Here is a 26,778-nt window from a genome sequence, read left to right as displayed (position 1 = left end):
CTAAGCCTGCTTGCCGCCGAAGCCGGTCAGGAAAGCGGTGAGATTGTCGCCCAGCGCATCGCAGAGATAGCCGCCTTCCTGGACGATCACCGTCGGCAGGCCGAGCCCGGCAATCGCCTCGCCGATGCGAGAGAAGCCGGGCGTCGACACCGAAAGCCCGCCAAACGGGTCGCCTTCGAAGGCGTCGAGGCCGAGAGCCACGACCAGCGCTTCCGGCGCAAAGGCGCGGATGCGCTGGAAGGCGGTCGCCAGCGCTTCGAGGAACGCCGCGTCGCCGGATTTGCGCGGCAGCGGCAGGTTGAGATTGTAGCCGAGGCCGGGGCCTTCGCCGCGTTCGTCGGCATGGCCCCAGAAGAACGGATAGAAGCGTACCGGATCTGCGTGCAGCGAGACGGACAGCACGTCCGAGCGGGCGTAGAAGATGCCTTGCGTGCCGTTGCCGTGATGCAGGTCGACGTCGAGGATGGCGACGCGCGCGGCACTCCTGCGCAGCACCTGCGCCGCGACCGCCGAATTGTTGATGAAGCAGAAGCCGCCGGCGACATCGGCGAAGGCATGGTGGCCCGGCGGGCGGCAGAGCGCATAGGCCGAAGACGCGCCGGCCATCACAGTTTCGGAGGCTTCGACCGCGGTCCAGGCGCTCCAAAGCGCGCTGTTCCAGGTCTCGGCCGAGATCGGGCAGGCGGTGTCGGCCATGTGGTAGCCGGCCTGGCCGACAGCCGATGCCGGATAGGAACCGTTGCGGGCGATCGGATGAATGTTCGGAATGACCTCCGCCGAAGCGCCGTCGATGCGCTGCCAGCGTACGAAGATGTGCTCGAGGAAGTCGAGATATTCAGGCGTGTGCACCGTCGCGATCGGTCCAAGGCCATGGTTCCTTGGACGTTCGACCATCAAACCGGCCAATCTTGCGCCGGCTAATAGTCTTTCGATGCGCTCCGGCTTCTCCGGGTTGGGCTGCGGCGCGCCGCTGGAAAGGAAAGCCTTGGGATCGTGGCGTTTCTGCTCCTCGGCATAGAAAACTTTCATCGTCATTCCTCCCCGTCGGCAAAGACAAAGAAGGCGTCGCCGACGATCTTCTGCACCTGTTCGTAGTTCGACCAGCCGATGCCCAGTCTCTCATAAAAGGCCTTGGCCGTTTCATTGTCGGTGTCGACGGACAGCCTCAGATAGACACCGCCCGCCGCTCGGCACTCCTTTGCCACGCGGCGCAACAGCTTTTCGCCGATGCGCCAACCACGGAAGCGATCCTCGACATAGAGGTCCTGCACATAGACGCCTGGACGGCCCATCCAGGTCGAGAAGATCGGGAAATGCAGGCAAAGCCCGGCGAATTCGCCCTCTACCTCGGCTATCAGGGTGGAGAAGGCGAGTTTCTCACCGAAACCGTAGCGGCGGAGATCGTTGGCGGTCGAGGTGATTTCCTGATGCGCGCCGATATGGGTGCCGAGGCGCAGCAGGGCTGCATGGATGGTTTCGACGTCGTCGATGCGGCCGGGGCGGAGGATGATAGTTGGCGAAAGCATCAAAACCCCACCCGGTCGCCGCCCTTCAACGTCAGCATTTCGCGCGCTTCCGCGGGCGTGGCGACCTCCAGCGACAGGCCGTCGAGAATGCCGCGAATACGGCGCACCTGGTCGGCATTCGACTTTGCCAACTGCCGCCCGTCGTAGAGGCTGTCCTCCAGGCCGACGCGGACGTTGCCGCCCATCGCCGCGGCAATCGAAATCAACGACATCTGCTGGCGGCCGGCGGCGAGCACCGAGAACTGGTAGCTGCCGCCGAACAGTTTGTCGGCGATGCGTTTCATGTGGACGAGATTGTCGGGATCGGCGCCGATGCCGCCGAGGATGCCGAGCACGAACTGAATGAAGAATGGCCCTGAAACCAAGCCGCGGTCTCGGAAATGCGCCAGCGAATAGAGATGGCCAACATCGTAGCATTCGAATTCGAAGCGCGTGCCGCAGCCTTTGCCGAGCTTCTCTAGGATCGATTCCATATCGGCGAAGGTGTTCCTGAAGATGGTGTCACGGGTGGCTTCGAGAAGCTTTGGCTCCCATTCGTGCCGCCATTCGCGCGGCCGCTCCAGCATCGGGAACAACCCGAAATTCATCGAGCCCATGTTGAGCGAGCACATTTCGGGCTGCGCCCGCAAAGGCGCCGCCAACCGCTGGTCGAGCGTCATCAGCGACGAGCCGCCGGTGGTGATGTTGATCACAACGTCGGTCGCCTGCTTGATACGGGGCAGGAACTGCATGAACACCTCCGGATCGGAGGTCGGCCGGCCGTCGTTGGGATCCCGGGCGTGCAGGTGCAGGATCGAGGCGCCGGCCTCGGCCGCGGCGATGGCATCCGTGGCGATCTGGTCGGGGGTGATCGGCAGATGTGGCGACATTGACGGCGTGTGCACCGAACCGGTCACGGCGCAGGTGATGATGACTTTCCTGGGCGCCATTGTCGTCCCTCAGCGTTCGACCGGCAGGTCGAGTTCATTGGCGAGCGCTTCCAGCGAGTCGCCGATGATGGAAATCATCTCGCCGATCTGCTCACGCGTGATGATCATTGGCGGCGCCACCATGAAATTGTCGCCGTCGACGCCGCCCTTGACCTTGCGACCATAGATGATCAGGCCGCGCGCATAGGCGTGATCGAGCAGGCGCTGCGTTGCCTTGCGAGCGGGGTCGATGGGCTTCAGCGTCTCCGGATCGGCAAGCAGTTCGGCGCCGAGAAGGAGGCCCTTGCCGCGCACGTCGGCAATGAAGGAGAAGCGCTTTTGCAGCGCCTTCAATTCGTCGATCAGCACGTCGCCCATGGCAGCGGCGTTGGCGATCAGATCAAGCCGGTCCATCTCGCCGAGCACGGCAAGGCCGGCGGCGCAGGCGAGCGGATTGCCAGCATAGGTGTGGCCGTGCTGGAAACCGCCGGCGGCCAGCAGCGGCTCGACCAGCCGCATCGGCGCTGCCAACGCGCCGAGCGGGGCGTAGCCCGAGCCCAGCCCCTTCGACAGCGCGACGATGTCGGGCCTGCAGTTCCAGTGGTCGCCGCCCAGGAATTTGCCGGTGCGGCCGGAGCCGCACATCACTTCGTCGTGGATGAGAAGAATGCCGTAGCGGTCGCAGATCTCGCGGATGCGCGGATAGTAGCTGTCGGGCGCGACCAGCGCTGCGGTGGCTGCGCCGCCGACCGGCTCCATGATGAAGGCGAGCACGCTTTCCTGCCCTTCGGCGAGAATTTTCTCCTCGAGCATGTCGGCATAGCGGACGCCGCGCTGTTCCATGGAAAGGTTGTCACGGTCGCGCCAGGCGGTTGGCGCGGGGATAGCCGGCATCACCCGCATCATCGGCGTGAAGCTTTCGGCCAGCGCATCGTCGCCGGTGACGGCGAGCGAGCCTAGCGTGCCGCCGTGATAGGAGGGGAAGCGGGTGATGACCTTCCAGCGCTTCGGCTGGCCGGTGACGACAGCCCACTGCCGGGCGAGCTTGATGCAGGATTCGGTCGCTTCGGAGCCACCGGAAACGAAGAAGATGCGGTCCATGCCGGCGGGTAGTTTGCTGGCCAGCTTCCGCGCGAGTTCTTCCGCCGGCTCGTTCTCGAAATGCAGCCGGTAGGCGAAAGTGGTCTTATCCATCTGCCGCTTCATGGCTTCGAGCACGTTGCGGTTGGAGTGGCCGATATTGGCAACCATCGGGCCGCTCGAGCCGTCGATGAAGCGGCGACCGTCCTTCGTCCAGAAATAGATGCCTTCGGCGCGGTCGACCAGCGGCCGGCGCAGGCTCGAGAGATAGAACAGGTGCGATGGCGACCGGGCCTCAGGCTCGGGCGACGGCTGCATTTCCAGTTTCGACATGTCAGGACTTTCCAAGGTAGCGGTCGAGAACATTTTTGGTCACGCGTTCGACCATCGCGTCCTGCCTCAGCAGGCCGGCGACCCACTCGCAGCTTCCGGCATGGAACACTTCGCCCTTGCCGCGCGAAAAATTGACGATCATGCCGTTGCCGCGCTTGACCTTGTCGAGGTTGGCGTCGCTGGCCTCGCCGAATAGCGTCTCGGCGGTGAAGCGGCCGTCCTCGTCGGTGAGGAACTGGTCCTCGATCGGGATGTCGGCGCTTTCCTCGACTTGGCTGGCCATGCCGACGGCCAGCACCTGCAGGCCGTCCGGCGCGCCGCTCTCCGCGGTCGGGTAGGGCAGGCCACCACGAATCTCGAAATCGAGCCCATCGACCTCATAGCCATAGACATGGCTGTCGGCGCCGAGCAGGTCGCCATAATAGATGCCGGTGCCGGCGAAGGCCCAGTGCTCGGGACGGTAGACCGGAAAGCCGCGAACGCCGCGCGGCGCGCAGCCGCCCCAGCCGGCATAGACGCCTCGCGTCGCCTTGAGGCCGAAGGTGGTGCTGCCGGGACGGCCGATCTCCGGCGCTTCCCAGGAGTTGGTGGCGCGGGTGACGTCGCCGCCGCGATAGGCGGGGTCTTCGGCGCGCGCCCTGTATTTGTAGCAGACCTGGCGGCGCCCCTCGTCCTCCAGCCTGGTCTGCCACATGAAATTGCCGGCGAAGCGCGCCGCATGCCCGCCGCGCTCGACATAGGTGTCGACCGCGTCGCGCATCTCCCAGGTCCAATATTCATCATGGCCGACGAAGACGACGCAGTCATAGCCATCGAGGATCTCGGATGAGAAATGCAGCTCGTGCTGGCTGGCGAGATCGACCGCATAGCCGGCGCGTTCGGCGAAGCGAAAGAAATGGCTGTCGTAGCTCGCCCAGCCGGAGGAGGCGTATTTCTTCGAGTGACCGGTGGCGAAAGCCCATTCCATGTGCGGATAGCGCGGCACGGTCTTCGGCGGCACCGCGACTTCGAGCGGCACGCGCGGCGCTTCCCTGGGCAGCACGACGAATCCGCGGCACCAGGGGCGCTGCGTCGACACCGTTGTCGCATACTGATCGCGGTTCGCGCCGGTGATGCCCTGATAGTGATTGGAGCCGCCCCAGGTGTTGTAGGCGAGCCAGGTGCCTGTCGCGGCGACCTGCAGCAGGCGGCCGGGCTTGCGGCCAGGCGAGGGCGCGACGATGAAGAGGTGATGCCCGCGGATCGGCTTGCCGTCGCGGCCATCCACCGAAAGCGTGATGCGATAGGCGCCGGACGGCCAGTCCTCGCCGACGCGGAACTCGAACGTCGCTTCCCAGCCGCAGCCCTCGACGGAGCATTGGTCGGGCGCGTCCTGCCAGCGCGCCGACAGGCCGGTCTGTTCGAGGACCTTGGTTTCAACGGCTCCGTCGCGGATTACGGCGATGGTGAATTGCGGTGCCGTCGAGCTCACATGCAGCGTCACCGTCTGGCCCGGGCGGTAGGAAAAGCGGTCGCTGTAGCACCAGATTTCACCGCCCGAGCCATCCATCCCGGGCCATTCGTAATAGTGGCCGCGCACCGCCTCGCGGCGCTGCTCGGGCGTCAAGCCGAAATCGGGGAAGTCGGTGGGCAGCTGCGTCAAGGAACACCTGAGGTCACGAGGCCGTCATTGAGACCATCGGCCGGCCAAGCGTCAAATGGAAAGCATCGGGCCAGCGTGCCCTCGCGCTTGGCGATATCCGGCAAACCGACTATTTCATGCCAGGGCGAGATTTTCGCCGGGAGCCGACATGCTGCGGGTACAAAAGGTCAAGGTCGACGACATCTACGTGCCGACGGCGAGGCGCAAGACGCTGCATCCCGAAACCGTGCGCCATCTCGCCGAGGACATCCTCGAGAATGGCATGAAGACGCCGATCCAGGTGCGCCACGACGGCAAGCGCCACATCCTGGTCGAGGGGCTGCACCGGCTCGAAGCCGCCAAATGGCTTGGCGAGACCGAGATCGACGCCTATCTCGTCCAGGCCAAGCGCCACTAAAGGTGTGCTGATATTCAGGTGATGCCGGCCTTCAAACGGCGACTTTCTGCGCTTCCGGTGCTCACGTACTTCAAGTACGCTCCGCTCCGGTTCTCGAAAGCCACCGTTTTCGACTCGGCCTGACCTGAATCTCAACCCACCTTAAACCGGCTGCGGTCTCTCTACGAGGCTTTCGCCCGCCGCGGCTCACGCAGATGCCTGACGCCGCTCATCTCGACGAATTTCGTCGCCGTGTCCCAGAGATAGTCGCCATACAGAAACGGCTCGAAGGGGTCGGCGCCCTCGAGCGGCAGTGGAGCGATCTCGGCGTCGACGCGTGGCTCATAGAAGAACGGAATCGAGAAGCGCGTCTGCTTCGGCGCGATCACCCGATGCCGGGTTGCGCGCATCCGACCGGCGGTCCAGCGCTCCAGCAACTGGCCGAAATTGACGGCGAGCGTGTTGTCGGCGGGCGGCACGTCGATCCATTCGCCGGCAAGGGTCCTGGCCTGCAGGCCTTCGACGCCGTCCTGCGCCAGCAGGGTGACGAAACCGGAATCAGCGTGCTCGCGGCCGATGATCGTTCGCGTTTCGCCTTTGTGCAGCACGGAGAAGTCGGGGCCGCTCAGATCGACACCGCTGCTTGCATCACGCAGCGGGTATCGGATGAGCCGCAAGGTCGAGATGCCGCCTTCGAAATCGGCGTCGAAAATGGTCTCGGCAAGGCCAAGGCCGCGTGCGACCGAGCGCAGCAGCGCGTTGCCGACCGTCTCCATCGCCTTGTAGTAGCCGGCGGCAGCCTGGCGCCAGCCGGGCAGGGCGCTTTCGAGAGGCAGCGGCGTCGGCTCGCAGAGCGGATCACTGGCATCGAAACCTATGGGCGCGGTCCGCGCGTCGGCGATGTCCGGCCCCATGTCGATGCCTTCCTTATAGGAGACGGCGGTCGGCTGCAGCGGAAACCAGCCGCGATAGACATTCTGTTTGGTGCGGTCGAAATTCCAGCGCAGCAGCTTCTCTTTTTCGGTCTCAGGCAGCGCAAAGATCGCCAGCAGCCGGGCCCGGTTCTGCGGCGTCAGCCGATCGTCGCCGGGAAAGTCGCGGATCGCCATGAAGCCAACGCCGGAGGCCGCGGCCATGATCCTCAAGTCGGTCTGGTCGCGGGCAGGTGAGGGCGGACCGAACAAGGGTGCAATCGCGATCGTATCGATGTCGGCCATCAATCTCCTCCCGCCGGACGCCGTAAGCAGGGCCTGGCGGCTGGCGATTGTCAATCGCGGGCGAGCACACGTCATTGGGCCACCCGCATCACCCCGAGCGATCGCATCCCATCAATGTTTTTTGTTTGACCCAGTCATGCCGGCCACTACCGTGCCGGCATTTCCTCGAAACAGGTGACGGTGATGGCGAAATATGAAGGCGGGTGCCTGTGCGGCGCGGTGCGTTACAGGGCCGATGCCGCGCCGATCAACGAACGGGTCTGCCATTGCCGGATCTGCCAGAGGGCAATCGGCGCGGCCTTCAACGCCCGCCTGCTCTTCCGCATCGACGATGTGAGCATCAAAGGGCCGGTGGCGACAATAAATTCCACGCCGGACCTCGAGCGCGGCTTTTGCCCGGTCTGCGGCACGACGATGTTCTCGCGGCGCGACTCCAGGGGCATTCTCGGCGTCACGTCGGGGTCGCTCGACGACCCGTCGCTGTTCAAACCCGACATGCATTTCTGGACCACGTCGAAGCAACCCTGGGTGATGCTCGACGATGGTCTGCCGCAATATGAGGGCGCGCCGCCAGCGTAGCTTGTCGGCTGATTCATTTCGACGCATCTCTGCACAAAAATTTCATCTTCGATTCACGAGATAGCCGGCAAAGCGTCATTGGCGAGCCATCATTGGCTGCTTATCTAAGCGCCATGCGGCAGACATCGAGGAGGCGACGGATGAGCGAGAGCATCAACACCTTGGACGAGCTTTTGAACGACCCGATGATCCAGCTCGTGATGGCGCGCGACCGCGTGCGGCCGGCCGAGCTTCGCCTGCTTCTGGAAAAGGCTCGCGGCAGGACCGGCGACGATTCTCGCATCGACCAGGCTTCGGTGCCACCCGCGCATGTGGTGGCGAGAAGCTGCCTGAAGCAGTGGCTGTACCGCTGAGGCAACTCCAGGCAATCGTCAACTGGAATGCGCGGGCAAGTAACTGTAATGACTGCGTAAATAGGCGAGCTTGAAGCCGAGCCGGTCGTAATTGCGATAGGCCGGCCCGTCGCGATCGGGGAGCGGCGCCTCGATATCGGCGACAAACAGTTTCGCGCCGGCGGCGATGCCGTCGCGAACCAGTCTTTCCCCAAGCATGGCATCAAGATCGAAGCTCGGCGCCATGATGCCCGGCACCGGCGCGTCGATGCCGCTCCAGCCGGCGCCGTCAGGGCCGATGAAGAGCGAGCGCGCAGCGGCGACCGCGCCGCCACGTTTCAGCATGTAGTGATGCCAGCCTTTGCGACCGACAAGCGCCGTGAGCCAGGGCGAGGTGGGCAGCCTGTATTTGCCATCGATGAAAGAGGCCCATTGCGAAGCCGTCTCGGACGTGACCTCCTCGACCACCGGATCGTCAACCGGGATGAGCGGGTCGCCAGGGAAGAGCGGTTCGGCGGCCAGCGGCGTCGCGTCACGATAGATGCGCTCCCAGCCACCCTGGTGCTGCAGGCCGCGGGCTTCCAGCCAGCATCTCAGCCGCGACGGCTCGGTGTGCGGATTGGTATAGAACCACGGCCGCCTGATGCCGGCATCGCGGTAATGCGCAAGCAGCGCGTCGAGCTCAGCTTCCGAGACCGGGCCGTCGACACCGATATTCTTGACGCAGTTGAAATGGATGAACGGGATCGTCGTGCAGGTGGTCCAGACAAGGTCGCCGTCACGCGCGATAGACAGCCCGTGCCGGGCCGCGAAATCCGAGGGCGCCGCCTCGTAAAGGTCCAGCCAGGCAGCGACTTCGGCACGCTCGATGGCGCGGCTGACATCAAGCCCGACCTCCTCGATCGCGATCTCCGCAACATGCTTTTCCGGCGGCACGACTGGCTGCAGTTCCGAGAGGGCGGCGGTCGACATGGTGATGCTCCTCCGATTGCCTTACAGCGTAAGATTAGCAGAGAATAATATGGCGGCACCCGTTGTCAAGCAGGATTAGCGGCGTCTTACAAATCCGTGAGTTGGAATCACGCTACCGTGAGGCTAAGCCTGTCCTCGAGGGCTTTTCGAATGACGATTCACTTTTGCCTCGGACGGGGGTCGAGGCGCGGGGAAAAGGATTGAGATGACCGACGTCTGCACTCAAGGACTGGATACCGGCTTTGTCGGCCTGGGTTATGTCAAGGTGGCATTTCTGGGCATCGTGCAAGGCATCACCGAATTGCTGCCGATCTCGTCGACGGCGCATATGCGCATCGTGCCGGCCGTGCTCGGCTGGCAGGATCCCGGCTCGGCCTTTTCCGCCGCCATGCAATTGGCGGCGCTGGCGGCGGTGGTCAGCTATTTCTGGACAGATGTCAGGGACGTGGTGTTCGGATCGCTGTCGGCGATCTCGCGCCGCGATTTCGGCGACCGCCATTTCCGCCTCGCGATCAGCATCGTGCTTGCCACCATCCCGATCGTCATTGCCGGCCTGGCGCTGTCCGGCGTGCTCAACGCCTGCAATTCGCCCTTGCGCGGGCTGGCGGTTATCGGCTGGGCCTGTATCGCCATGGCGCTCCTTTTGGCGCTCGCCGAAATTTTCGCCAGCCACAAGCTGATGCTGCGCCAGGCATCGATCCTCGATGCGCTGCTGGTGGGCGTCGCCCAGGTCGGCGCGCTCATTCCCGGCGTCTCGCGCTCAGGCTCGACGCTGACGGCGGCGATGGGGCTGGGCTTCGCCCGGCCCGAGGCGGCGCGCCTGTCATTCCTGCTCGGCCTGCCGGCCATCGCGCTGGCCGGCCTGAAAGAGCTCTGGGAACTGCACAAGGTGCATCTCGACGCGCATGGCTGGTCGATCCTGGCCGTTGGCCTCATCGTCGCATCGATCTCGGCTTTCTTCGCCATCTGGGGGCTGATGCGTGTGCTCGAACGCTTCTCCGCATGGCCGTTCGTCATCTATCGCGGCCTGCTCGGCGTGGTGCTGCTCGTCAGTGTCGCCGCCGGCTGGCTCACTTAGGGCCTTCCGTATCCGCTATGTCGACAGCTGACCCTCGGGTGCGCCGATGGATCTTGTGACGCTTCTGCAATCGGTGCCTTTGCTGGCCACGCTGGTGAAATCGGCGGTGCCGGCCGCCGTTGGCGCCAGCATGGGCCTCGGCCAATGGCTGGCGGCGCTGCCGCCGTGCCGCGACCAGGCTTTCGAGAACGCGACCTATCTGGTCTGCGAGACCGATCCGAAGCATTTTTCCATCGAGCTGTTCTGGAAGAACAAGGACGGCGAGCTCTACCGGTCGCTTCACAATCTGCGCACGGCCGAGCAAGCGTCGGGGCGCACCATGCTCTTCGGCATCAATGCCGGCATGTATCATCCCGATCTCGCCCCAGTCGGGCTCTATGTCGAGCGCGGCCAGCAGGTCAGGCCGGCCAAGACCGGATCGGGAACCGGCAATTTCTCGATGCAGCCCAACGGCATCTTCTACCTCAGTGCCGGCAAGGCCGGGGTGCGCGCCACTAGGAATTACCTGAAGCGCCCGCCACGCGTGGATTACGCCACCCAGTCCGGGCCGATGCTGGTCATCGACGGCAAGCTGCATCCGAAATTCCAGGCTGACGGCACCTCGCGCAAGATCCGCGACGGCGTCGGCGTGCGCGCCGACGGCGTGGCGGTCTTCGCGATCTCGGACGACGTCGTGACCTTTCACGAATTCGCGCGGCTGTTCCGTGATCAACTCGGCTGCCCGAACGCGCTGTTCCTCGACGGCTCGATTTCGAGCCTCTATGCGCCTGGCATCGGCCGCAACGACGATTTCTGGAATCTCGGGCCGATGATCGGCGTGTTCAGGCGCTAGCTGAAACCGCTTTCAGGAAGCCGCGGCGAATCGCTTGGTCGCGTCAAAGGTAAATTTTGATTCAAACTTTGTTGGTAATTTCTCGTTAGGAATGGCCTGATTGTCCGGCGGCGCCGTTCCTGCCTTCGGTCTGTTTTGTATCGCGTACAGGTCAAGATGCGGATTTCAGGGGTCGTCGGTTTCCTATTTGCATCGCTTTGCCTTGCCGGCTGCTCGTCCACGTCGGGCGTCGATGCATTGCAGATGCCGTCCAACGAGACGACGAGTTCCGTCGTGCGGCCGAGCGCATCGGTGCCGAAGGGCATGAGGACCGTGGTGACGGAAAGAACCGTCGAGACGGCCTCGATGTCGGGCGCGGCGCGCATGAAGCCGCCGGCGCCGTTGCTTGATGAGGAGAACGCCAGCTCAGGCGAGGACAGCGCGGGCGCCATCGACGAGAATTCGCACCCTGGCGACGGGACTTCGCGCCCCTTCGGCCTGGCCGAGGAGGAGACGGTGAACTTCCCGCCGCAGGGCCTGCCGGACAACGCCGAGCCGCCGGTGCAAGAGGCAGCGCTCGTCTCACCGCCGAAGCGGCTGTCGCGCGCCGCGCCCGCCATGCTTGCCGGGCCGGTAACCCGCTATGCTTTCCGCGACGCCAAGCCGATCAATTTCGGCCGCGCCTCGCCGCGGCATCTGGCCGTGCACGGCGTCGACGTCTCGCGCTGGCAGGGCGACATCAACTGGGGCAAGCTGCGCGCCCAAGGCGCCAACTTCGCCTACATCAAGGCGACGGACGGCGGCGACCATCTCGACCCGATGTTCATGAGGAACTGGCGCAATGCGGACGCCGCCGGGCTGAAGCGCGGCGCCTATCATTTCTTCTACTGGTGCCGCACCGCCGGTGAGCAGGCCGACTGGTTCATCCGCAACGTGCCGAAGGTCGACGGCGCGCTGCCACCGGTCATCGACGTCGAGTGGAACGGCGACTCCTCCTGCCAGCGGCGCCCTTCGCGTGAAAAAGTGCTGGAGAAGATGCAGGTATTCATGGACAAGCTGGAGCGCCACTACGGCCAGCGTCCCATCATCTACACCAGCCCCGATTTCTACCGCGACAACCTGCGCGGCGCCTTCCCGGACTATCCATTCTGGCTGCGCGCGGTGGCGGCGCATCCGTCAAAAGTCTATCCAGGCCGCAAGTGGGTGTTCTGGCAGTATTCAGGCTCCGGCCTATCGCACGGCGTGAGCGGCCGCATCGACCTCAACGTGTTTCATGGCGACGAGCGGCAATGGCAAGCCTGGTTCGGCGGTGGCGGGCAGATGGTGGCCGACGCGGACTGAATTGAGCGCGAAGGTACTCAAGCGCTTTTGTGCCTTCGGACGCGATTCCGCGAATTGCGCGTAGGCCAGCACGCCCATGAAAGATCCGAAATAGGCCAGAATAAGAGCGACGGCGACTATGGTCTCTGCGGGCATTTCCCGTCTCCTTTGAAAGATATCCGAGGAGACGTCAGGAAAAGCGGCCATGCCTTGATTTGGGTCAACCGATTTGGCGTTTTAGTCCAGCGGCGAGTTGCCCTTCAGACGGTGACGAGATCCGTGTGGCCGAAGCCTTTCGAGTAGTCGAGCACGGAGATGACGGAAGGCATCACGCGGAAGATCCGGACCTGATCCGGCGTCGGCATCGGGCCTGGCATCGAGACCTGCGGCGGATATTTCATGGGCAACATGCGCAATACCTTTTCGGCTTCTGACCGGTCGGTGACCGGATGCGCGCGCGCAGCCATGGAAAGCCCTGTAATCTCCATTACTTGCGGCGCGTCGTGGTCGATGGTCAGCGACAGACGATCGTCTCGCGCGAGGTTCGACGCCTTCTGGCTGTCCAGACCGCAGAGGAAATAGAGGGTGAGACCGTCGTTGACGTAACCCACCGTCGTCGCCTGCGGCCAGCCGTCCGCCCTGAGCGTCGCAACTGTCATGACCCGATGCTGATCCAACAGCGTCTGGATCTTGTCCTTGATCTCCTTGTCCATCATCGCCTCCGAAGCCATTGCTGACGACGCGACGGTAGAGGATGGGGAAGGCACAGCATTGACGCATGTCAAGCTGGCTTTGGCTTCACGGCAGTTCGTCGTCCAGGTTCGCGCCACGTCGCTTCGCTCAACCTTACCTTACCGAGCCTCGCCCTTTTCGCGTTCGCGTATGTCGGCCGTCTGCGCCAACACCCAATCGCGGAAGGCTTTGATCTTGGGTGTGTTGCGGCGGCTCTCCAGATGCACCAGCCAATAACCGTCGCCATCGGATCCCAGGACGTCGAAGGGCTGTATCAGCTGGCCCTTCGCCAAAAGGGCGCTGTAGATGTTGCGGGTGAGGATCGCGGCGCCCCGGTCGGTCAGCGCGGCCATGGCATCATAGGCCTGCGACCCCAGCATCGGCCCCGCAATCACGCGATCGGGTTCGAACGGCACGCCCATCGCCTCGAACCAGATTTTCCACCACGGATCCGAGGCACAGCATAGCGGCACCTTGTAGAGATCCTCGGGGTGGTGGATGCCGCCGACGCTCTCCGCCAGCCTCGGGCTGAGCATTGGCGTGTAGTCCGCCTTGAACAGATAATGCGCCGTCAGCCCCGGCCAGTTTCCGGTGCCGGTTCTTATCCCGACATCCATGTCCTCGCGCGAGAAATCGACCAGTCGCTGCGATGTATTGACCTTCACGGCGAGATCCGGATGCATCAACTGGAATGTTCCGAGCCATACGGCCAGCCAGTTGGTGGCAAAGGTTTCCATGGTCGTGACGGAGAGCACACCGGTGGCGCCGCCCTTGGTGGCGACCCACGCATCGGCGAGTGACGAGAAGGCGTCCGTTGCGCGCGGCGCCAGTTGCTGCCCGGCCTCGGTCAACGCGATCTGCCTTGTTTTTCTTAAGAAAAGCGGCGTTCCGGCGCGTTCTTCCAGCACCTTGATCTGATAGCTGGCGGCCGACTGGGTCATGCCGAGCTCTTCGGCCGCCTTGGTGAAGCTGCCCAGTCTGGCCGCAGCTTCAAAGACGCGGATGGCTCCCAGCGGCGGTAGTTCCCAGCTCATGACGCATCAATCCTCCTGATGCATACTACGCGACGTTCGATTGGAAACCAAGGCCGGAAAGCGGCATGCTTCGTCCATCGGATCGAACCCGAAAGGACAAGGGCAATGACCTCCACCGTCGCTTTCTACAACAATCTTCGCCGTCCGCTGCTCGACCTCTTCACCGCGCCGTTCAAGCCCCGCCGCCGCGGCCTTGTCGATCGCCGTTCGGTGTCGGACCATTTCCTGCGCGATATCGGCATGCTGGATGGCCGCGTTCCGCCCGGCACCGTTCGCTGAGGCAATCCTCGCGCTTCGACCAATTGGATCATGAGAGGCAGAAATGTCATCGGAAGCTTTGGCGAAGAGCCGTCAGACGATCAGTTCCTATGAAGACTACGCGGAACGCTACGATACCATCGTCCGACATGTTCCCAATGAGAGCGGGCAGGCATCGCTGAAGCGCCTCGTGGCGCTAGCCGGCAAAGGCGGCCGGATTCTGGAAGTCGGGTCGGGCGCGGGATACGACGCGGACTTTCTGGAGAGCCTGGGCGTCACGGTTCGCCGTACCGACGCGACAAAACGGTTCCTCGAACTGCAGGCCGCGCGCGGCAAGCAGGGCGAGCTTCTCGATCTTCTCATCGATGACCTCGGCGGCCCCTATGATGCGGTGCTTGCGCTCGCCGTCCTCATCCATGTGCCGCGCGACCAGACCGACCAGGTGCTTGCCAAGATAGAAGGATCGCTGCGGCCGGGCGGCGCTTTCCTCGCGTCGATGCGCAATGGCGACGGCGAGACGGAGGGCAACTGTCATACGGTCCTTTGGCGCAGGGACGATTTCGCGTCCCGTCTCGAAGGCGCCGGATTGGTGCTACTTCGGGACGATTTCAACGTTGGCCGCAACAGCGAGGAGTGGAACACGTTCCTGGCTGTGAAGCCGGCGTGAACGGTTTCTTCCTTCTACCTTTGCGGTAGAAGGTGACCGCAAGCGGCCGGATGATGGGGCGTTCCAGGGAACGTCGGCGGTCGGATCAATTGCGCCTTCGTCATTCTCGGGCTTGACCCGAGAATCCATGCCGTGACCCTTATCGTAGCGCACTGCGGTGCAGAATTCTGTAACCGTTGCAACGCCTTAGCGTCACGGCATGGATTCCAGGGTCTGCGCGTCGCTTCGCTCCTTGCTCCGCCCTGGAATGACGAAGCGGAGGGGGCGCCGCCACACTACGCCTCGTTGATCATCGCCTCGATGTTGTACCCATCCGGATCGAGCACGAAGCAGGCGTAGTAATGCGCCGCATAGTCCGGACGCGGTCCGGGCGCGCCATTGTCCTTGGCGCCCGCCTCGAGCGCCGCCCGATAGAAGGCATCCACCTCCGCCTTGCTCTTCACCCGGAAGGCGACATGCAGATGGGTGAGCGGCGGCTTCTCGCCCGTGCTCTGGATCTCGAACAGGCAGCCATTGCCGACATCGAAGGCCCAGAACACGCCGTCCTTGCCGAAGGCGATGCTGTAGCCCAAAGGCGCAAAAGCCTGTTCGTAGAAGAGCTTGCTCTGGTCGAGGTCGCTCACTTCGATGGTGATGTGGTCGATCATGGTGTGCCTCACATAAGCAATCGGCCCGATCTTGCGACCGGGCCGATGATATTGAGTTAGATTTCAGTCCTCAGCTGCACCCGCTCGTCGAACCACACGTGTCGCACTTCTCGCAGGTGCCGTTCCGCACCATGGTGAAGTTGTGGCATTCCGAGCATTCGTTGCCGGTGTAGCCCTGCAGCAGCGACTGCTGGCGTCTGGTCGCTGCGAGTTTCTTCGCTTCGGCGGCCTCATTCGCTGCGGCGTCGGTGAACAGGGCTTCGGCGCCGCCGGCGGCTTCGGCTTCCTCCTCGATCATGTCCTCGGCCAGCTCCCTGGCGCGCTCTTCATAGTCGCGCTTGTAGGCAAGCGCCTCGTCGCTGGCCGGCTTCAGCGCCAGCACGTTGGAGCCGGCGAAGGCGGTCGGCGCCGCGCGGGCAGGGGCCGTCGTCGGGGCGGAGCCGCCAAAACCCTTCGGCTCGGAACCCACGCCCGAGACCAGCTTCACCGGCGAGGCGCCGCGATAGAGGCCCTTGGAGAAGGGCGTCGCCTTGCCTTCGGTGATGCCGCGGCCGAGTGCCGTCTTGTCGAAGTCCGACTGGTCGACATGGGCGAGGTCGTGACGGGCGAGGTACGACACCGCGAGCTCACGGAACACGTAGTCGAGGATCGACGTCGCGTTCTTGATCGCGTCGTTGCCCTGCACGATGCCAGCCGGCTCGAACTTGGTGAAGGTGAAGGCCTCGACATATTCATCGAGCGGCACGCCATATTGCAGGCCGAGCGAGATGGCGATGGCGAAGTTGTTCATCATGGCGCGGAAGGCAGCGCCTTCCTTGTGCATGTCGATGAAGATCTCGCCGAGACGGCCGTCGTCGAACTCGCCGGTGCGCAGGTACACTTTGTGGCCGCCGACGACGGCCTTCTGCGTGTAGCCCTTGCGGCGGTTTGGCAGCTTTTCGCGGTCGCGGTAGAGCCGCTCGATGACGCGCTCGACGATCTTTTCCGTCACCTGCACGGCGCGCTGCGCGGCGGGCGCCGCGATCAGCTGCTCGACCGCCTCGTCCTCGTCCTCCTCGCCATCGGCGAGCAGTGAGGCATTGAGCGGCTGCGAAAGCTTCGAGCCGTCGCGGTAAAGCGCGTTGGCCTTCAGCGCCAGCTTCCAGGACAGCATGTAAGCGTTCTTGGCGTCCTCGACCGTCGCCTCGTTCGGCATGTTGATGGTCTTGGAGATGGCGCCCGAGATGAAGGGCTGCGCCGCCGCCATCATCAGGATGTGGCTGTTGATCGACAGCGAGCGCTTGCCGATCTTGCCGCACGGGCTGGCGCAGTCGAACACCGGCAGGTGCTCGGCCTTGAGGAAGGGCGCGCCTTCCAGCGTCATCGCACCGCAGACATGGATGTTGGCGGCGTCGATGTCCTTCTTCGAGAAGCCGAGCGCCGGCAGCATCTCGAAGGAGATGTCGCCGAGCTGCTCGTCGGTGAAGCCGAGCGTTTCCTTCACCCAGTCGGCGCCGAGCGTCCACTGGTTGAAGACGAACTTGATGTCGAAGGCCGACTTCAGCGCCGCGTTGAGCGTGGCGATCTTCTCATCGGTAAAACCCTTGGCCTTCAGCGAGCCGGGGTTGATGCCGGGCGCCTGGTTCATGTTGCCGTGGCCGACCGCATAGGCCTCGATCTCGGCGATCTGGCTCTCGGAATAGCCCAGCGTGCGCAGCGCCTCCGGCACGGCGCGGTTGATGATCTTGAAGTAGCCGCCGCCGGCGAGCTTCTTGAACTTCACCAAAGCGAAGTCGGGCTCGATGCCGGTGGTGTCGCAGTCCATGACGAGGCCGATCGTGCCGGTCGGCGCGATCACGGTCGCCTGCGCGTTGCGGTAGCCATGCTCCTCGCCGAGCTCGATGGCGCGGTCCCAGGCGGTGCGGGCATGCTCGGCCAGCGCCTGCTGCTTGAGGTCGGAGGCGACCAGCGGCACCGGGTTGACGGCGAGCTTCTCGTAGCCGTCCTTGTCGCCGTATGCCGCGCGGCGGTGGTTGCGCATGACGCGCAGCATGTTCTGGGCGTTGCGGTCATAGTCCGGGAATGCGCCGAGCTCGGCGGCCATTTCGGCCGAGGTGGCATAGGCCGTACCGGTCATGATGGCGGTGAGCGCTGCGCAAATTGCGCGGCCCTCGTCGGAGTCGTAGGGAATGCCAGAGGTCATCAGCAGGCCGCCGATATTGGCGTAGCCGAGGCCGAGCGTGCGGTAGTCGTAGGAGAGCTTGGCGATCTCCTTCGACGGGAACTGCGCCATCATCACCGAGATTTCGAGCACGACGGTCCACAGCCGAACGGTGTGCTCGTAAGCGGCGATGTCGATCGTGCCGTCTTCGTTGCGGTAGGGCAAAAGGTTGATCGAGGCGAGGTTGCAGGCCGTGTCGTCGAGGAACATGTATTCCGAGCACGGGTTGGAGGCCCGGATGGCACCGGCGGAGGCGCAGGTGTGCCAGTCGTTCATCGTCGTGTTGAAGTGCAGGCCCGGATCGGCCGACGCCCAGGCGGCGTAGCCGATCTTTTCCCACAGGTCGCGCGCCTTCAGCGTCTTCAGCACCTTGCCGTCCTTGCGGGCGGTGAGCTGCCAGTCGCCGTCGGCCTCGACGGCGCGCAGGAAATTATCCTTCAGCGACACCGAGTTGTTGGAGTTCTGGCCGGAGACGGTGAGATAAGCGTCCGAATCCCAGTCGGTGTCGTAGGTCTTGAACGACATCGAGGTGTAGCCCTGGCGGGCGAACTGGATGACCCGGTAGATGTAGTTCTCCGGCACGGCGTCCCTCTTGGCCGCCTTGATCTCGCGCTTCAGCGCGGTGTTCAGCGCCGGGTCGAAGCAGTCGTCGTCATGGCCCTCGCAATTGACGCAGGCCTTCATGATGGCTTCGAGGTGCTTCTTGACGATCTTCGAGCCGGTCACGAGCGAGGCGACCTTCTGCTCCTCATTGACCTTCCAGTCGATGAAGTCCTCGATATCCGGGTGGTCGGCGTCGACGATGACCATCTTTGCGGCGCGGCGCGTCGTGCCGCCCGACTTGATGGCGCCCGCCGCGCGGTCGCCGATCTTGAGGAAGCTCATCAGGCCGGACGAGCGGCCGCCGCCGGAAAGCTTCTCGCCTTCGCCGCGCAGCATGGAGAAGTTCGAGCCGGTGCCCGAGCCGTATTTGAACAGGCGCGCCTCACGCACCCACAGGTCCATGATGCCGCCCTCGTTGACGAGGTCGTCCTGCACGCCCTGGATGAAGCAGGCATGCGGCTGCGGATGCTCGTAGGAGGACTTCGACTTGGTCAGCTTGCCGGTGAAGGGGTCGACATAGAAATGGCCCTGGCTCGGACCGTCGATGCCATAGGCCCAGTGCAGGCCGGTGTTGAACCATTGCGGAGAATTCGGCGCGACGCGCTGGGTGGCGAGCATATAGGCGAGCTCGTCGCGGAAGGCGCGCGCGTCGTCCTCGGACTTGAAGTAGCCGCCCTTGTATCCCCAATAGGTCCAGGTGCCGGCAAGACGGTCGAAGACCTGGCGGGCATCGGTTTCCGAACCGTAGCGCTCGGCCTCGGGCAGCTTGGCCAGCTCGGCCTCGTCGGCGACGGAGCGCCACAGGAAGGAGGGGACGTCGTTCTCCTCGACCTTCTTCAGGCGCGCCGGAACGCCGGCCTTGCGGAAATATTTCTGCGCCAGGATGTCGGCCGCGACCTGGCTGAACTGCGCCGGCACATCGATGTTGTCCAGGCGGAACACCACCGAGCCGTCCGGATTCTTGATCTCCGACAGAGCCTTGCGGAATTCGATCTCCGCATAGGCTGACTGGTCTGGCTTGGTGAAGCGACGCTCGATGCGCATTGGTCCGGTCCCTTTTATCTACATATAGCGCTTTTCCCTGGGGTTTTCTGCCCCGCTGAGCGAAAAGCGCAGTCCGCCGTTTGCCGGCATCGCAGGCGACGCCGACACTCTCCTCGTCGCGGGCGCAGCCATGCAGACGAGCAAACGCCTTTCCAGGCGCTTACCCAGGTTGCCGGCCGACCCGCGGGTCCCTCGAGACTGAAACTTTTGTCGATTCCCTCCGTAGAGGGAGGTTCACACTATCTAGCGTCGAGCCTGCCTGCAAACACTAAATATAGTGTTAACAGATCATTTTTTCCAGACCGACAATTCTCCCTTTCGCCCACCCAAGCCCCTACGATCCCAACGCTTCCGCCGCCCTCGTGTACAGGCGGAAGTCCGGGCAAAACGCACAAAATCCGGGAAAAAAGACCGGCCTCAGAACTCTCCGGTCGCGCCCGCAACAGGAGCGCATGACCTATAAAAGGCGACTCGTTCCGACCCGTCAAGGATTCGTTTGCGTAGCTTTTATGACCCCAACATCTTGTGTGTCACATATGTGGATAACGGGGACATGAGAAGCCCGGCTTCGCAGGCTCTTGACGCGGTTTAACAGGCTGCCGCGAAGCGTGCTGGGGCGGCGGCTTTTCATTTTAGCTGGCTTGCACTATCTGTTGCGTTCGCGCGGGGGGCGCGCCTTGTCAACACCAAAAGCATCCGCTACGCCCCGCTCATGACAGTCACCGTACGTTTTGCCCCTTCGCCGACCGGCCGCATCCATATCGGTAATGCGCGCACGGCCCTGTTCAACTGGCTTTTCGCCATGAACAACAAGGGCCGCTTCATCCAGCGCTTCGACGACACCGACATCGCCCGCTCGAAGCAGGAATATGCCGATTCCATCCTTTACGACCTGCATTGGCTGGGCATCTTCCCGGATGTCACCGAATACCAGTCGCGCCGCTTCGAGATCTACGACGCGGCGGTCGAACGGCTGAAGGCGGCGCGGGTGCTCTATGCCTGCTACGAGACGCCGGAAGAGCTCGACCTGCGCCGCAAGGTGCGCCGTACGCGCGGTCTGCCACCGGTCTATGGCCGCGAGGCGCTGACGCTGACGCCGGAGCAGGTGGCCGAATACCAGTCGGACGGACGCAAGCCGCACTGGCGCTTTCTCTTGCCCAATTTCACCAGCGATCCGCTGCAGCCGGAACGCACCGAAGTACATTGGAACGATTTGGTGCGCGGCGAGGAGACCGTCGATCTCGCCTCGCTGTCGGATCCTGTGCTGGTGCGCGAGGACGGTACCTATCTCTACACGCTGCCTTCGGTGGTCGACGATATCGACATGGGCGTCAGCCATGTCATCCGCGGCGACGATCATGTCACCAACACCGGCGTGCAGATTGCGATCTTCAAGGCGCTCGGGGCCGAGCCGCCGGTCCTCGGCCACCACAACCTGCTCACCACCGTGTCGGGCGAGGGACTGTCGAAACGCACCGGCGCGCTGTCGATCGAAAGCCTGCGCGAGGACGGCATCGAGCCGATGGCGGTCGCCTCGCTGGCCGTGCTCGTCGGCACTTCGGAGAATGTCACCGCGGCGCACGACCTCACCGAGCTTGCCGGCCATTTCGATCCGGCAGCGACCTCCAAGTCCGCCTCCAAGTTCGATCCGGACGAGCTCTTCGTGCTCAACCGCACGCTGATGCATCACATGCCGTTCGACGAGGCGCGCGACCGGCTGATGGTGCTCGGCATCTCGGGCGACAGGGCCGAGCCGTTCTGGATGGCGGTGCGCGGCAATCTCGACCGCCTGTCGGATGCGCTCGGCTGGTGGCGAATCCTCAGCGACGGCCCGCAGGAGCCTGCGGAGTTTTCCGGCGAGGACCGCGACTTTCTCAATCAGGCGTTCGACGTGCTGCCCGAGGAGCCGTGGAACGGCACGGTCTGGAAGGACTGGACCGGCGCGATCAAGGAAGCTACGGGGCGCAAAGGCAAGCCGCTGTTCATGCCGTTGCGGCTGGCGCTCACGGGGCGGACTTCGGGGCCGGAGCTTTCAGATCTATTGCCGCTGATGGGTCGGGAAGGAACGCTGGCCCGACGACCCTGACCTTGCGCTGATCCGGCGGCAGCATCGAGACCGGCGACACCGGCACCTTGGTGGTCAGGCGCTTGATCGCGTCCTGGTCGAGCCCGCCTTGGGCGTTGGCAAGCGTTTCGGGATCGGCGCCCGGGTCGGGCTTGTTCGCGGGCACCGGAATGAAGGGCGCCACCCCGCCCTCCGGTTGCGATTGTTCGGGATTGGGCGGGTTGCCGCCGATGATGGTGAAATTGCCATTGCCGGCCTGCGCGTTGCAGCCGCAACTCGGCGGCCGCGAATAATTGGCCTGCTTGTAGAGATAGGCGGTCGGCAGCTCGCTGTAGGGGCGGCCGTCGGCGGAGGACGTCATGTTGCCGGCGTCGTCATCCATGCCGCGCGTATAGAAGACCTGCATCTCGGTGCCCGGGCAGCTCGATTCACAATTCTTCTGGTCGCGTTCGAAGTCGCCGACGGAAGCGGCGTTGGACATCGGGAAGAAATAGCCGTCGCAGGTGCGCACGCACATGGTGTGGAACTCGCCGCCGAGGCGCGGCAGGTCCATGCCGTCCGGCTGGTTGATGACGCGGCGGATGTTGCGAACGCTCGGATCGTCGAGCGGCACCTCCGCCATATCAGGCCCGTCGGGAGCCTCCGGCGTTTCCAGCTGTTGGTCCTGGCGACCGAAAAGCTGCTCGAACAGATTGCCGACGCCATTGTCGCGAGCGGCCTCCTGAAGCGGAGCACGGCGCGGCGGGGTGTCGTCGCCGCGGCAGCCATTGGCATCGAGCGCCGCCAGGATACGGCTGCGGTCGCGCCGCGTACCGCCGCCTGCGGACAGCCGCTCGCGCTTGGCCTGAAGCGTGTCGAGATTGGCGTTCATGCGCTGGATCGAGGCATTGATCGCCGCGCATTGGCTGACATTGCGCGAAAACAGCGTGAAGCCGCAGCTGGCATCGCTCGCCCGGCCGCGGGCCTTGGCAAGCTGCTCGCGCTGGCGCGCGATCGCGTCGTCATATTTGCGGACGAGGCCGGGGCCTCCACCGCCGCCGCGCGCTGCCGCGAGTTCGGCTTCGAGCTGCCTGCAGGTGCGCGAGGCCGCCTGCGGTTCGGACACGGCGACGGCTAAGCCCCCCAGCGCCATAAGCAGCGCCGCAAGGTGGGTCAGCCTAAGCCCTCCTGCCATTTTGCCAGAACCCCGCTCGCACGTCTGCCAGGATGCTAACGGATTCGCGGTTAACCGTTTCCTCAATTTACAGCCAAAGGCGACCTTGATCACAGCCAAGGGCGACCTTGAACAGAACGGGCGGATCGGCGCCGGCGCCGCTGCACAAAGCACGCGAGATCTTCCCGTGCATGAAAGTTGCACGCGAAAGGAGCAAAAAAGACGCATTCGGCTTCGAAAATCCTCTGGCTCCAGCGATGCCGAGGCCAGTGTTGACCGCGATTACCCGTCGAACCGCACTACAGCTCGGCCTCTTGTGCGCGGTGATGCCCGCCGCCATGGCCGCGAAACCGCGGGCCGTGCCAGACTGGCCTGGCAGGCTGGTCGGTGCAGCGCGCCAGCAGATCGGCGTCACCACGCTCTATGATCCGACTTACACTCGCATCGCTTATCCCGGCGGCGATGTCGCTGAGGATCGGGGCGTGTGCACGGATGTCGTGATCCGCGCCTATCGCCGCGCCTTCCGGTTAGACCTGCAAAGGCTGGTGCATGAGGACATGGCGGCCAATTTCCCCGCCTATCCGAAGGCCTGGGGCCTGAAATCGACGGACACCAACATAGATCACCGCCGCGTGCCCAATCTCGCCATGTTCTTTGAACGGCGCGGCGCTTCCCTGGCCGTCAGCGAGGACCCCGCCGATTACCAGCCGGGCGATCTCGTCACGCAGATGCTGCCCGGCAACCTGACGCATATCGCCATCGTCTCGACCAATCGCTCGACCGAGGCGCCGGAACGGCCGCTGGTCATCCACAATATCGGCCAGGGCGCCCGCGAGGAGGACACGCTATATGTCTTCAGGCGGGCGGGGCATTTCCGCTTCGCGCCCATCTGAGAAGGTTGGCATCCCTGGAAGCCTAGCCCAGATCGACGAGCGCCTGCGCCTTGTGCGCCGCCTCGACGACGGCAAGCGCGGTCATGTTGACGACGCCGCGCGAGGTCACCGACGGTGTCAAGATATGCGCCGGCTTGTCGGTGCCGAGCAGGATCGGCCCGACATGCAGCGCATCCATCATGGCGCGCAGCGCCGTCAGCGTGATGTTGGCCGAATCGAGGTTCGGGAAGACCAGCAGATTGGCCTCGCCCTTCAGCCGCGAGTGCGGATAGACGCGCTGGCGCAGATGCTCCGACAGAGCCGTGTCGGCATGCATCTCGCCGTCGCACTGCAAATCGGGCGCGATGCTGCCGAGGATTTCCGCTGCCCGGCGCATCTTCAGCGCACTCGGAGAATCGCGCGAGCCGAAATCCGAATGCGACAGCAGCGCCGCCTTCGGTTCGATGCCGAAGCGCTGGATTTCCTCCGCCGCCAGCACCGTCATTTCGGCGATCTCCTCCGCCGTCGGGTCGACCGAGACATGGGTGTCGGTGAGGAAGATGATGCCGCGCTGCGAAATCAGCATCGACAGCGTCGACAGGTCCCGGTCCTTGATGCCGGCGCGCGGGCCGATGATCAGCGTCACGTTGCGCAGATGCCGCTCGAAGCGGCCCTCGAGGCCGCAGATCATGGCGTCCGCATCGCCGCGCTTCAGCGCCAGTGCCGCGATGACCGTGTTGTCGGTGCGCACCATGGTGCGGGCGGCTTCCGTCGTCACGCCGCGCCGGCCGGCAAGCTCGATCAGGAGGTCGACATAGTGGCGGTAGCGCGGATCGTCTTCCGGATTGATCAGGGCGAAGTCGACGCCTGGCTTGATGCGCAGACCGTAACGCTTCAGCCTGACCTCCACGACATGCGGTCGGCCGATCAGGGTCGGCTCGGCAATGCCTTCCTCCAGCACCACCTGTGCCGCGCGCAGCACGCGCTCATCCTCGCCGTCGGCATAAATGACGCGCTTGGCGCTGGAAGCCTTGGCCGAGGAAAAAACCGGCTTCATCACCAGGCCGGAGCGGAAGACGAAGCGGTTCAGCTTGTCGATATAGGCGGCGAAATCGGCGATCGGCCGTGTCGCGACGCCGGTGTCGCAGGCAGCCTTGGCCACTGCCGGCGCGATGCGCAGGATGAGGCGCGGATCGAAGGGCGAGGGGATCAGGAAATCGGGGCCGAACATCGGCGTCTCGCCGGAATAGGCGCGCGCCGCGACATCCGACGGCTCCTCGCGGGCAAGGGCGGCGATCGCCCTGACCGCCGCCATCTTCATCCCCTCGTTGATGGCGCTGGCGCCACAATCGAGCGCGCCGCGGAAGATGTAAGGAAAGCAAAGTACGTTGTTGACTTGATTGGGAAAATCCGAGCGCCCGGTGCAGATCATGGCGTCGGGGCGCGCGGCCCGTGCCGCTTCCGGCATGATCTCGGGATTGGGATTGGCCAAAGCCAGGATCAGCGGCTTCGGCGCCATATGCGCCAAAAGTTCCGGCTTCAGCACGCCGGCGGCGGAAAGGCCGAGGAAGACATCGGCACCGGGAATGACGTCGGCCAGCGTGCGCGCCTCGGTGTCTTTCACATAGGGGTCTTTCCAGCGATCCATCTCCTCGACGCGGCCCTTGTGGGCGACGCCGAAGCGGTCGGTGACCCAGATGTTCTCGACCTTGGCGCCGAGCGAAACCAGAAGGTTGAGGCAGGCGAGTGCGGCCGCGCCGGCGCCGGAGGTGACGATCTTGATCTCCGAAATCGCCTTGCCGGCCAGTTCCAGCCCGTTGAGCACAGCGGCGGCGACGATGATCGCCGTGCCGTGCTGGTCGTCGTGGAAGACCGGAATGCCCATGCGGGCCTTCAGCCGCTCCTCGACCTCGAAACATTCCGGCGCCTTGATGTCCTCGAGATTGATGCCGCCGAAGGTCGGCTCGAGCGCGGCGACGGTTTCGACCATTCGCTCGATCTCGGGCGCGTCGATCTCGATGTCGAAGACGTCGATGCCGGCGAATTTCTTGAACAGTACCGCCTTGCCTTCCATGACAGGCTTGGAGGCGAGCGGGCCGATATTGCCGAGCCCGAGCACGGCCGAACCGTTGGAGACGACGCCGACGAGGTTGGCGCGCGCCGTGTAGTCGGCGGCGGTGGCCGGATCGTCGCGGATCTCCAGGCAGGGCGCCGCCACACCCGGCGAATAGGCCAGCGCCAGGTCGCGCTGGTTGCCGAGCGGCTTCGTCGCCTGGATCTCGAGCTTTCCCGGTGTCGGGTGCTTGTGGAAGAAGAGGGCGGCCTCGTCGAGGTCCGACCGGGCCGTTTTCTTGCTCTCGCCGTCCATTGCGGCCCCTCCCTGCGATACTGCTTTGGAGCCTTTTAGCATGCGGCAACGTTTTGGCGACGCCAAAATCTCGGGCGCGGCGTTCACATTGGCGAAAGAGGAATCGTCGAGTTATTTCAGCGTTTTGCGCTGGGTCTCTGCGACTCCTCCGACACTCGGTGCCGAGTGCTCAGAACGCGCTGACGTAGAGACCGCCGTCGACCGGGATGTTCTGGCCGGTCAGGTAGCCGGCATGGACCGAGCAGAGGAAGGCGCAGATCTGGCCGAATTCTTCCGGCGTGCCGAGGCGTTTTGCCGGCACGTCGGCGCTGATGCGGGCCTTGCGCGCGGCGGCCGCGGCCGGGTCTTCCTGGGTGCCAGCCTCATGCGGACCGCGCAGCCGGTCGGTGTCGAGCTTGCCCGGCAGCAGGCTGTTGATGGTGACGTTGCGGTCGATGACGGTGCGCGCCACGCCGGCCAGGAACGAGGTCAGGCCGGCGCGCGCGCCGGACGACAGGTCGAGGCCGGGGATCGGCACATAGACGGACAGCGAGGTGATGTTGACGATGCGGCCGAAGCCGCGCCTGGCCATGCCGTCGATCACCGCCTGGATGAGCTCGATCGGCGTCACCATGTTCTGGGTCACGCCTTCGAGGATTTTCGTGCGGTCGAGTTCGCGGAAATCGCGCAGCGGCGGGCCGCCATTGTTGTTGACCAGAATGTCCGGATCGGGGCAGGCGGCAAGGATCGCCTTCTGCACGTCGGGCTTCGACACGTCGCCGACGATTTCGGTCACCTTGACCGCGAACCGGTCGCGGATCTCCTTGGCGGTCTTGGCCACGAGTTCGGCGTTGCGGCCGTTGACGACGAGGTCGACGCCGGCTTCGGCCAGTGCCATCGCGCAGCCGCGCCCCAGTCCCTTGCTCGAGGCGCAGACGATGGCCTTCTTGCCGCGAATGCCCAGATCCATGGTGATTTTCTC

At 64.2% G+C, this 26,778-nt stretch carries 23 protein-coding genes and 2 pseudogenes; 11 read left to right on the top strand and 14 right to left on the bottom strand.

The features are described from left to right. Genes DPM33_RS16515 through DPM33_RS16495 form a run of 5 tightly spaced genes read right to left on the bottom strand, consistent with a single transcriptional unit; the run spans position 1 to position 5,489 of the window. The gene (locus DPM33_RS16515) at positions 1-1,029 is read right to left on the bottom strand and encodes a histone deacetylase family protein (RefSeq protein WP_112098515.1); all 1,029 of its coding nucleotides are present in this window, start codon (positions 1,027-1,029) and stop codon (positions 1-3) included. Between the two features lie 2 nt (positions 1,030-1,031). After that, complete coding sequence (locus DPM33_RS16510) at positions 1,032-1,526, bottom strand: GNAT family N-acetyltransferase (protein ID WP_167449098.1); 495 nt, start codon at positions 1,524-1,526, stop codon at positions 1,032-1,034. Beyond that, positions 1,526-2,455 carry a 3,5-dioxohexanoate:acetyl-CoA acetone transferase gene (kce, locus tag DPM33_RS16505; protein WP_112098513.1) on the bottom strand — a complete coding sequence of 310 codons (930 nt, stop codon included), beginning with the start codon at positions 2,453-2,455 and terminating at the stop codon, positions 1,526-1,528. Before kce ends, DPM33_RS16510 begins: the two co-directional genes overlap by 1 nt. 9 nt (positions 2,456-2,464) lie before the next feature. Continuing rightward, positions 2,465-3,847 (bottom strand): aminotransferase family protein, encoded by a 1,383-nt coding sequence (locus DPM33_RS16500; protein ID WP_112098512.1) that lies wholly within the window; start codon positions 3,845-3,847, stop codon positions 2,465-2,467. Between the two features lies 1 nt (position 3,848). After that, a complete protein-coding gene (locus DPM33_RS16495) occupies positions 3,849-5,489 on the bottom strand; it encodes a N,N-dimethylformamidase beta subunit family domain-containing protein (RefSeq protein WP_112098511.1) in 1,641 nt (546 codons plus the stop codon). Positions 5,490-5,637: 148 nt separating this feature from the next. On the opposite strand from DPM33_RS16495, the gene DPM33_RS16490 reads away from it, so the two are divergent. Then, positions 5,638-5,886 (top strand): ParB N-terminal domain-containing protein, encoded by a 249-nt coding sequence (locus DPM33_RS16490; RefSeq protein WP_095490758.1) that lies wholly within the window; start codon positions 5,638-5,640, stop codon positions 5,884-5,886. 161 nt (positions 5,887-6,047) lie between these two features. Here the strand turns inward: DPM33_RS16490 and DPM33_RS16485 are convergent, their stop codons facing one another. Beyond that, entirely contained in the window at positions 6,048-7,082 is a 1,035-nt protein-coding gene (locus DPM33_RS16485) for an isopenicillin N synthase family dioxygenase (RefSeq protein ID WP_112098510.1), read from the bottom strand. A 183-nt stretch (positions 7,083-7,265) separates the two neighbouring features. Between DPM33_RS16485 and DPM33_RS16480 the strand changes: the two genes are divergently transcribed. Both DPM33_RS16480 and DPM33_RS16475 read left to right on the top strand, forming a co-directional pair. Next, entirely contained in the window at positions 7,266-7,661 is a 396-nt protein-coding gene (locus DPM33_RS16480; protein WP_112098509.1) for a GFA family protein, read from the top strand. A 140-nt stretch (positions 7,662-7,801) separates the two neighbouring features. Beyond that, the gene (locus DPM33_RS16475; RefSeq protein ID WP_112098508.1) at positions 7,802-8,014 is read left to right on the top strand and encodes a hypothetical protein; all 213 of its coding nucleotides are present in this window, start codon (positions 7,802-7,804) and stop codon (positions 8,012-8,014) included. An 18-nt stretch (positions 8,015-8,032) separates the two neighbouring features. Here DPM33_RS16475 and DPM33_RS16470 read toward each other — a convergent pair whose 3' ends face one another. Next, on the bottom strand, positions 8,033-8,965 hold the full coding sequence (locus tag DPM33_RS16470; protein ID WP_112098507.1) for a hypothetical protein: 933 nt from the start codon (positions 8,963-8,965) through the stop codon (positions 8,033-8,035). Positions 8,966-9,170: 205 nt separating this feature from the next. Between DPM33_RS16470 and DPM33_RS16465 the strand changes: the two genes are divergently transcribed. The 4 genes and pseudogenes from DPM33_RS16465 to DPM33_RS16455 all read left to right on the top strand — a co-directional run. Next, on the top strand, positions 9,171-10,043 hold the full coding sequence (locus DPM33_RS16465) for an undecaprenyl-diphosphate phosphatase (RefSeq protein ID WP_112098506.1): 873 nt from the start codon (positions 9,171-9,173) through the stop codon (positions 10,041-10,043). A gap of 46 nt (positions 10,044-10,089) precedes the next feature. Continuing rightward, positions 10,090-10,875: a phosphodiester glycosidase family protein gene (locus tag DPM33_RS16460; RefSeq protein WP_112098505.1), complete on the top strand. Its 786-nt coding sequence runs from the start codon at positions 10,090-10,092 to the stop codon at positions 10,873-10,875. A gap of 156 nt (positions 10,876-11,031) precedes the next feature. Then, positions 11,032-11,167 (top strand): annotated as a pseudogene (locus DPM33_RS37755) (glycoside hydrolase family 25 protein); the annotation flags it as partial. Positions 11,168-11,325: 158 nt separating this feature from the next. After that, positions 11,326-12,195, top strand: a pseudogene (locus DPM33_RS16455) (glycoside hydrolase family 25 protein); the annotation flags it as partial. A gap of 239 nt (positions 12,196-12,434) precedes the next feature. Here DPM33_RS16455 and DPM33_RS16450 read toward each other — a convergent pair. Further along, entirely contained in the window at positions 12,435-12,887 is a 453-nt protein-coding gene (locus DPM33_RS16450) for a pyridoxamine 5'-phosphate oxidase family protein (RefSeq protein ID WP_112098504.1), read from the bottom strand. Between the two features lie 138 nt (positions 12,888-13,025). Then, on the bottom strand, positions 13,026-13,940 hold the full coding sequence (locus tag DPM33_RS16445; protein ID WP_112098503.1) for a LysR substrate-binding domain-containing protein: 915 nt from the start codon (positions 13,938-13,940) through the stop codon (positions 13,026-13,028). Positions 13,941-14,045: 105 nt separating this feature from the next. Here DPM33_RS16445 and DPM33_RS36275 point away from each other — a divergent pair, with 105 nt between their 5' ends. Together DPM33_RS36275 and DPM33_RS16440 are read left to right on the top strand one after the other, a co-directional pair. Continuing rightward, positions 14,046-14,219, top strand: a complete 174-nt coding sequence (locus tag DPM33_RS36275) for a hypothetical protein (RefSeq protein ID WP_167449097.1) — start codon at positions 14,046-14,048, stop codon at positions 14,217-14,219. A gap of 43 nt (positions 14,220-14,262) precedes the next feature. Then, positions 14,263-14,865 (top strand): class I SAM-dependent methyltransferase, encoded by a 603-nt coding sequence (locus DPM33_RS16440; protein ID WP_112098502.1) that lies wholly within the window; start codon positions 14,263-14,265, stop codon positions 14,863-14,865. Positions 14,866-15,140: 275 nt separating this feature from the next. Here DPM33_RS16440 and DPM33_RS16435 read toward each other — a convergent pair whose 3' ends face one another. Both DPM33_RS16435 and DPM33_RS16430 read right to left on the bottom strand, forming a co-directional pair. Further along, positions 15,141-15,512, bottom strand: a complete 372-nt coding sequence (locus tag DPM33_RS16435; protein WP_112098501.1) for a VOC family protein — start codon at positions 15,510-15,512, stop codon at positions 15,141-15,143. 70 nt (positions 15,513-15,582) lie between these two features. After that, positions 15,583-19,359 (bottom strand): vitamin B12-dependent ribonucleotide reductase, encoded by a 3,777-nt coding sequence (locus DPM33_RS16430; protein WP_112098500.1) that lies wholly within the window; start codon positions 19,357-19,359, stop codon positions 15,583-15,585. 712 nt (positions 19,360-20,071) lie between these two features. Here DPM33_RS16430 and DPM33_RS16425 point away from each other — a divergent pair. After that, positions 20,072-21,445: a glutamate--tRNA ligase gene (locus tag DPM33_RS16425; RefSeq protein ID WP_112098499.1), complete on the top strand. Its 1,374-nt coding sequence runs from the start codon at positions 20,072-20,074 to the stop codon at positions 21,443-21,445. Here the strand turns inward: DPM33_RS16425 and DPM33_RS16420 are convergent. After that, positions 21,363-22,598: a DUF2865 domain-containing protein gene (locus DPM33_RS16420; protein ID WP_112098498.1), complete on the bottom strand. Its 1,236-nt coding sequence runs from the start codon at positions 22,596-22,598 to the stop codon at positions 21,363-21,365. The two genes, DPM33_RS16425 and DPM33_RS16420, sit on opposite strands and share 83 nt — an antisense overlap. Before the next feature lie 248 nt (positions 22,599-22,846). On the opposite strand from DPM33_RS16420, the gene DPM33_RS16415 reads away from it, so the two are divergent. Next, positions 22,847-23,470 carry a DUF1287 domain-containing protein gene (locus tag DPM33_RS16415; protein WP_425373529.1) on the top strand — a complete coding sequence of 208 codons (624 nt, stop codon included), beginning with the start codon at positions 22,847-22,849 and terminating at the stop codon, positions 23,468-23,470. A gap of 22 nt (positions 23,471-23,492) precedes the next feature. On the opposite strand, the gene DPM33_RS16410 is transcribed toward DPM33_RS16415, so the two are convergent. Together DPM33_RS16410 and DPM33_RS16405 are read right to left on the bottom strand one after the other, a co-directional pair. Beyond that, complete coding sequence (locus DPM33_RS16410; RefSeq protein ID WP_112098496.1) at positions 23,493-25,817, bottom strand: NADP-dependent malic enzyme; 2,325 nt, start codon at positions 25,815-25,817, stop codon at positions 23,493-23,495. A 169-nt stretch (positions 25,818-25,986) separates the two neighbouring features. After that, complete coding sequence (locus tag DPM33_RS16405; RefSeq protein ID WP_112098495.1) at positions 25,987-26,766, bottom strand: SDR family oxidoreductase; 780 nt, start codon at positions 26,764-26,766, stop codon at positions 25,987-25,989. Positions 26,767-26,778: the final 12 nt, after the last annotated feature.

It is taken from the genome of Mesorhizobium hawassense (assembly GCF_003289945.1).
GTDB classification, from domain to species: domain Bacteria; phylum Pseudomonadota; class Alphaproteobacteria; order Rhizobiales; family Rhizobiaceae; genus Mesorhizobium; species Mesorhizobium hawassense.
The sequence above is the reverse complement of the archived record's forward strand: the minus strand, read 5'-3'. Positions and strand labels throughout refer to the sequence as shown.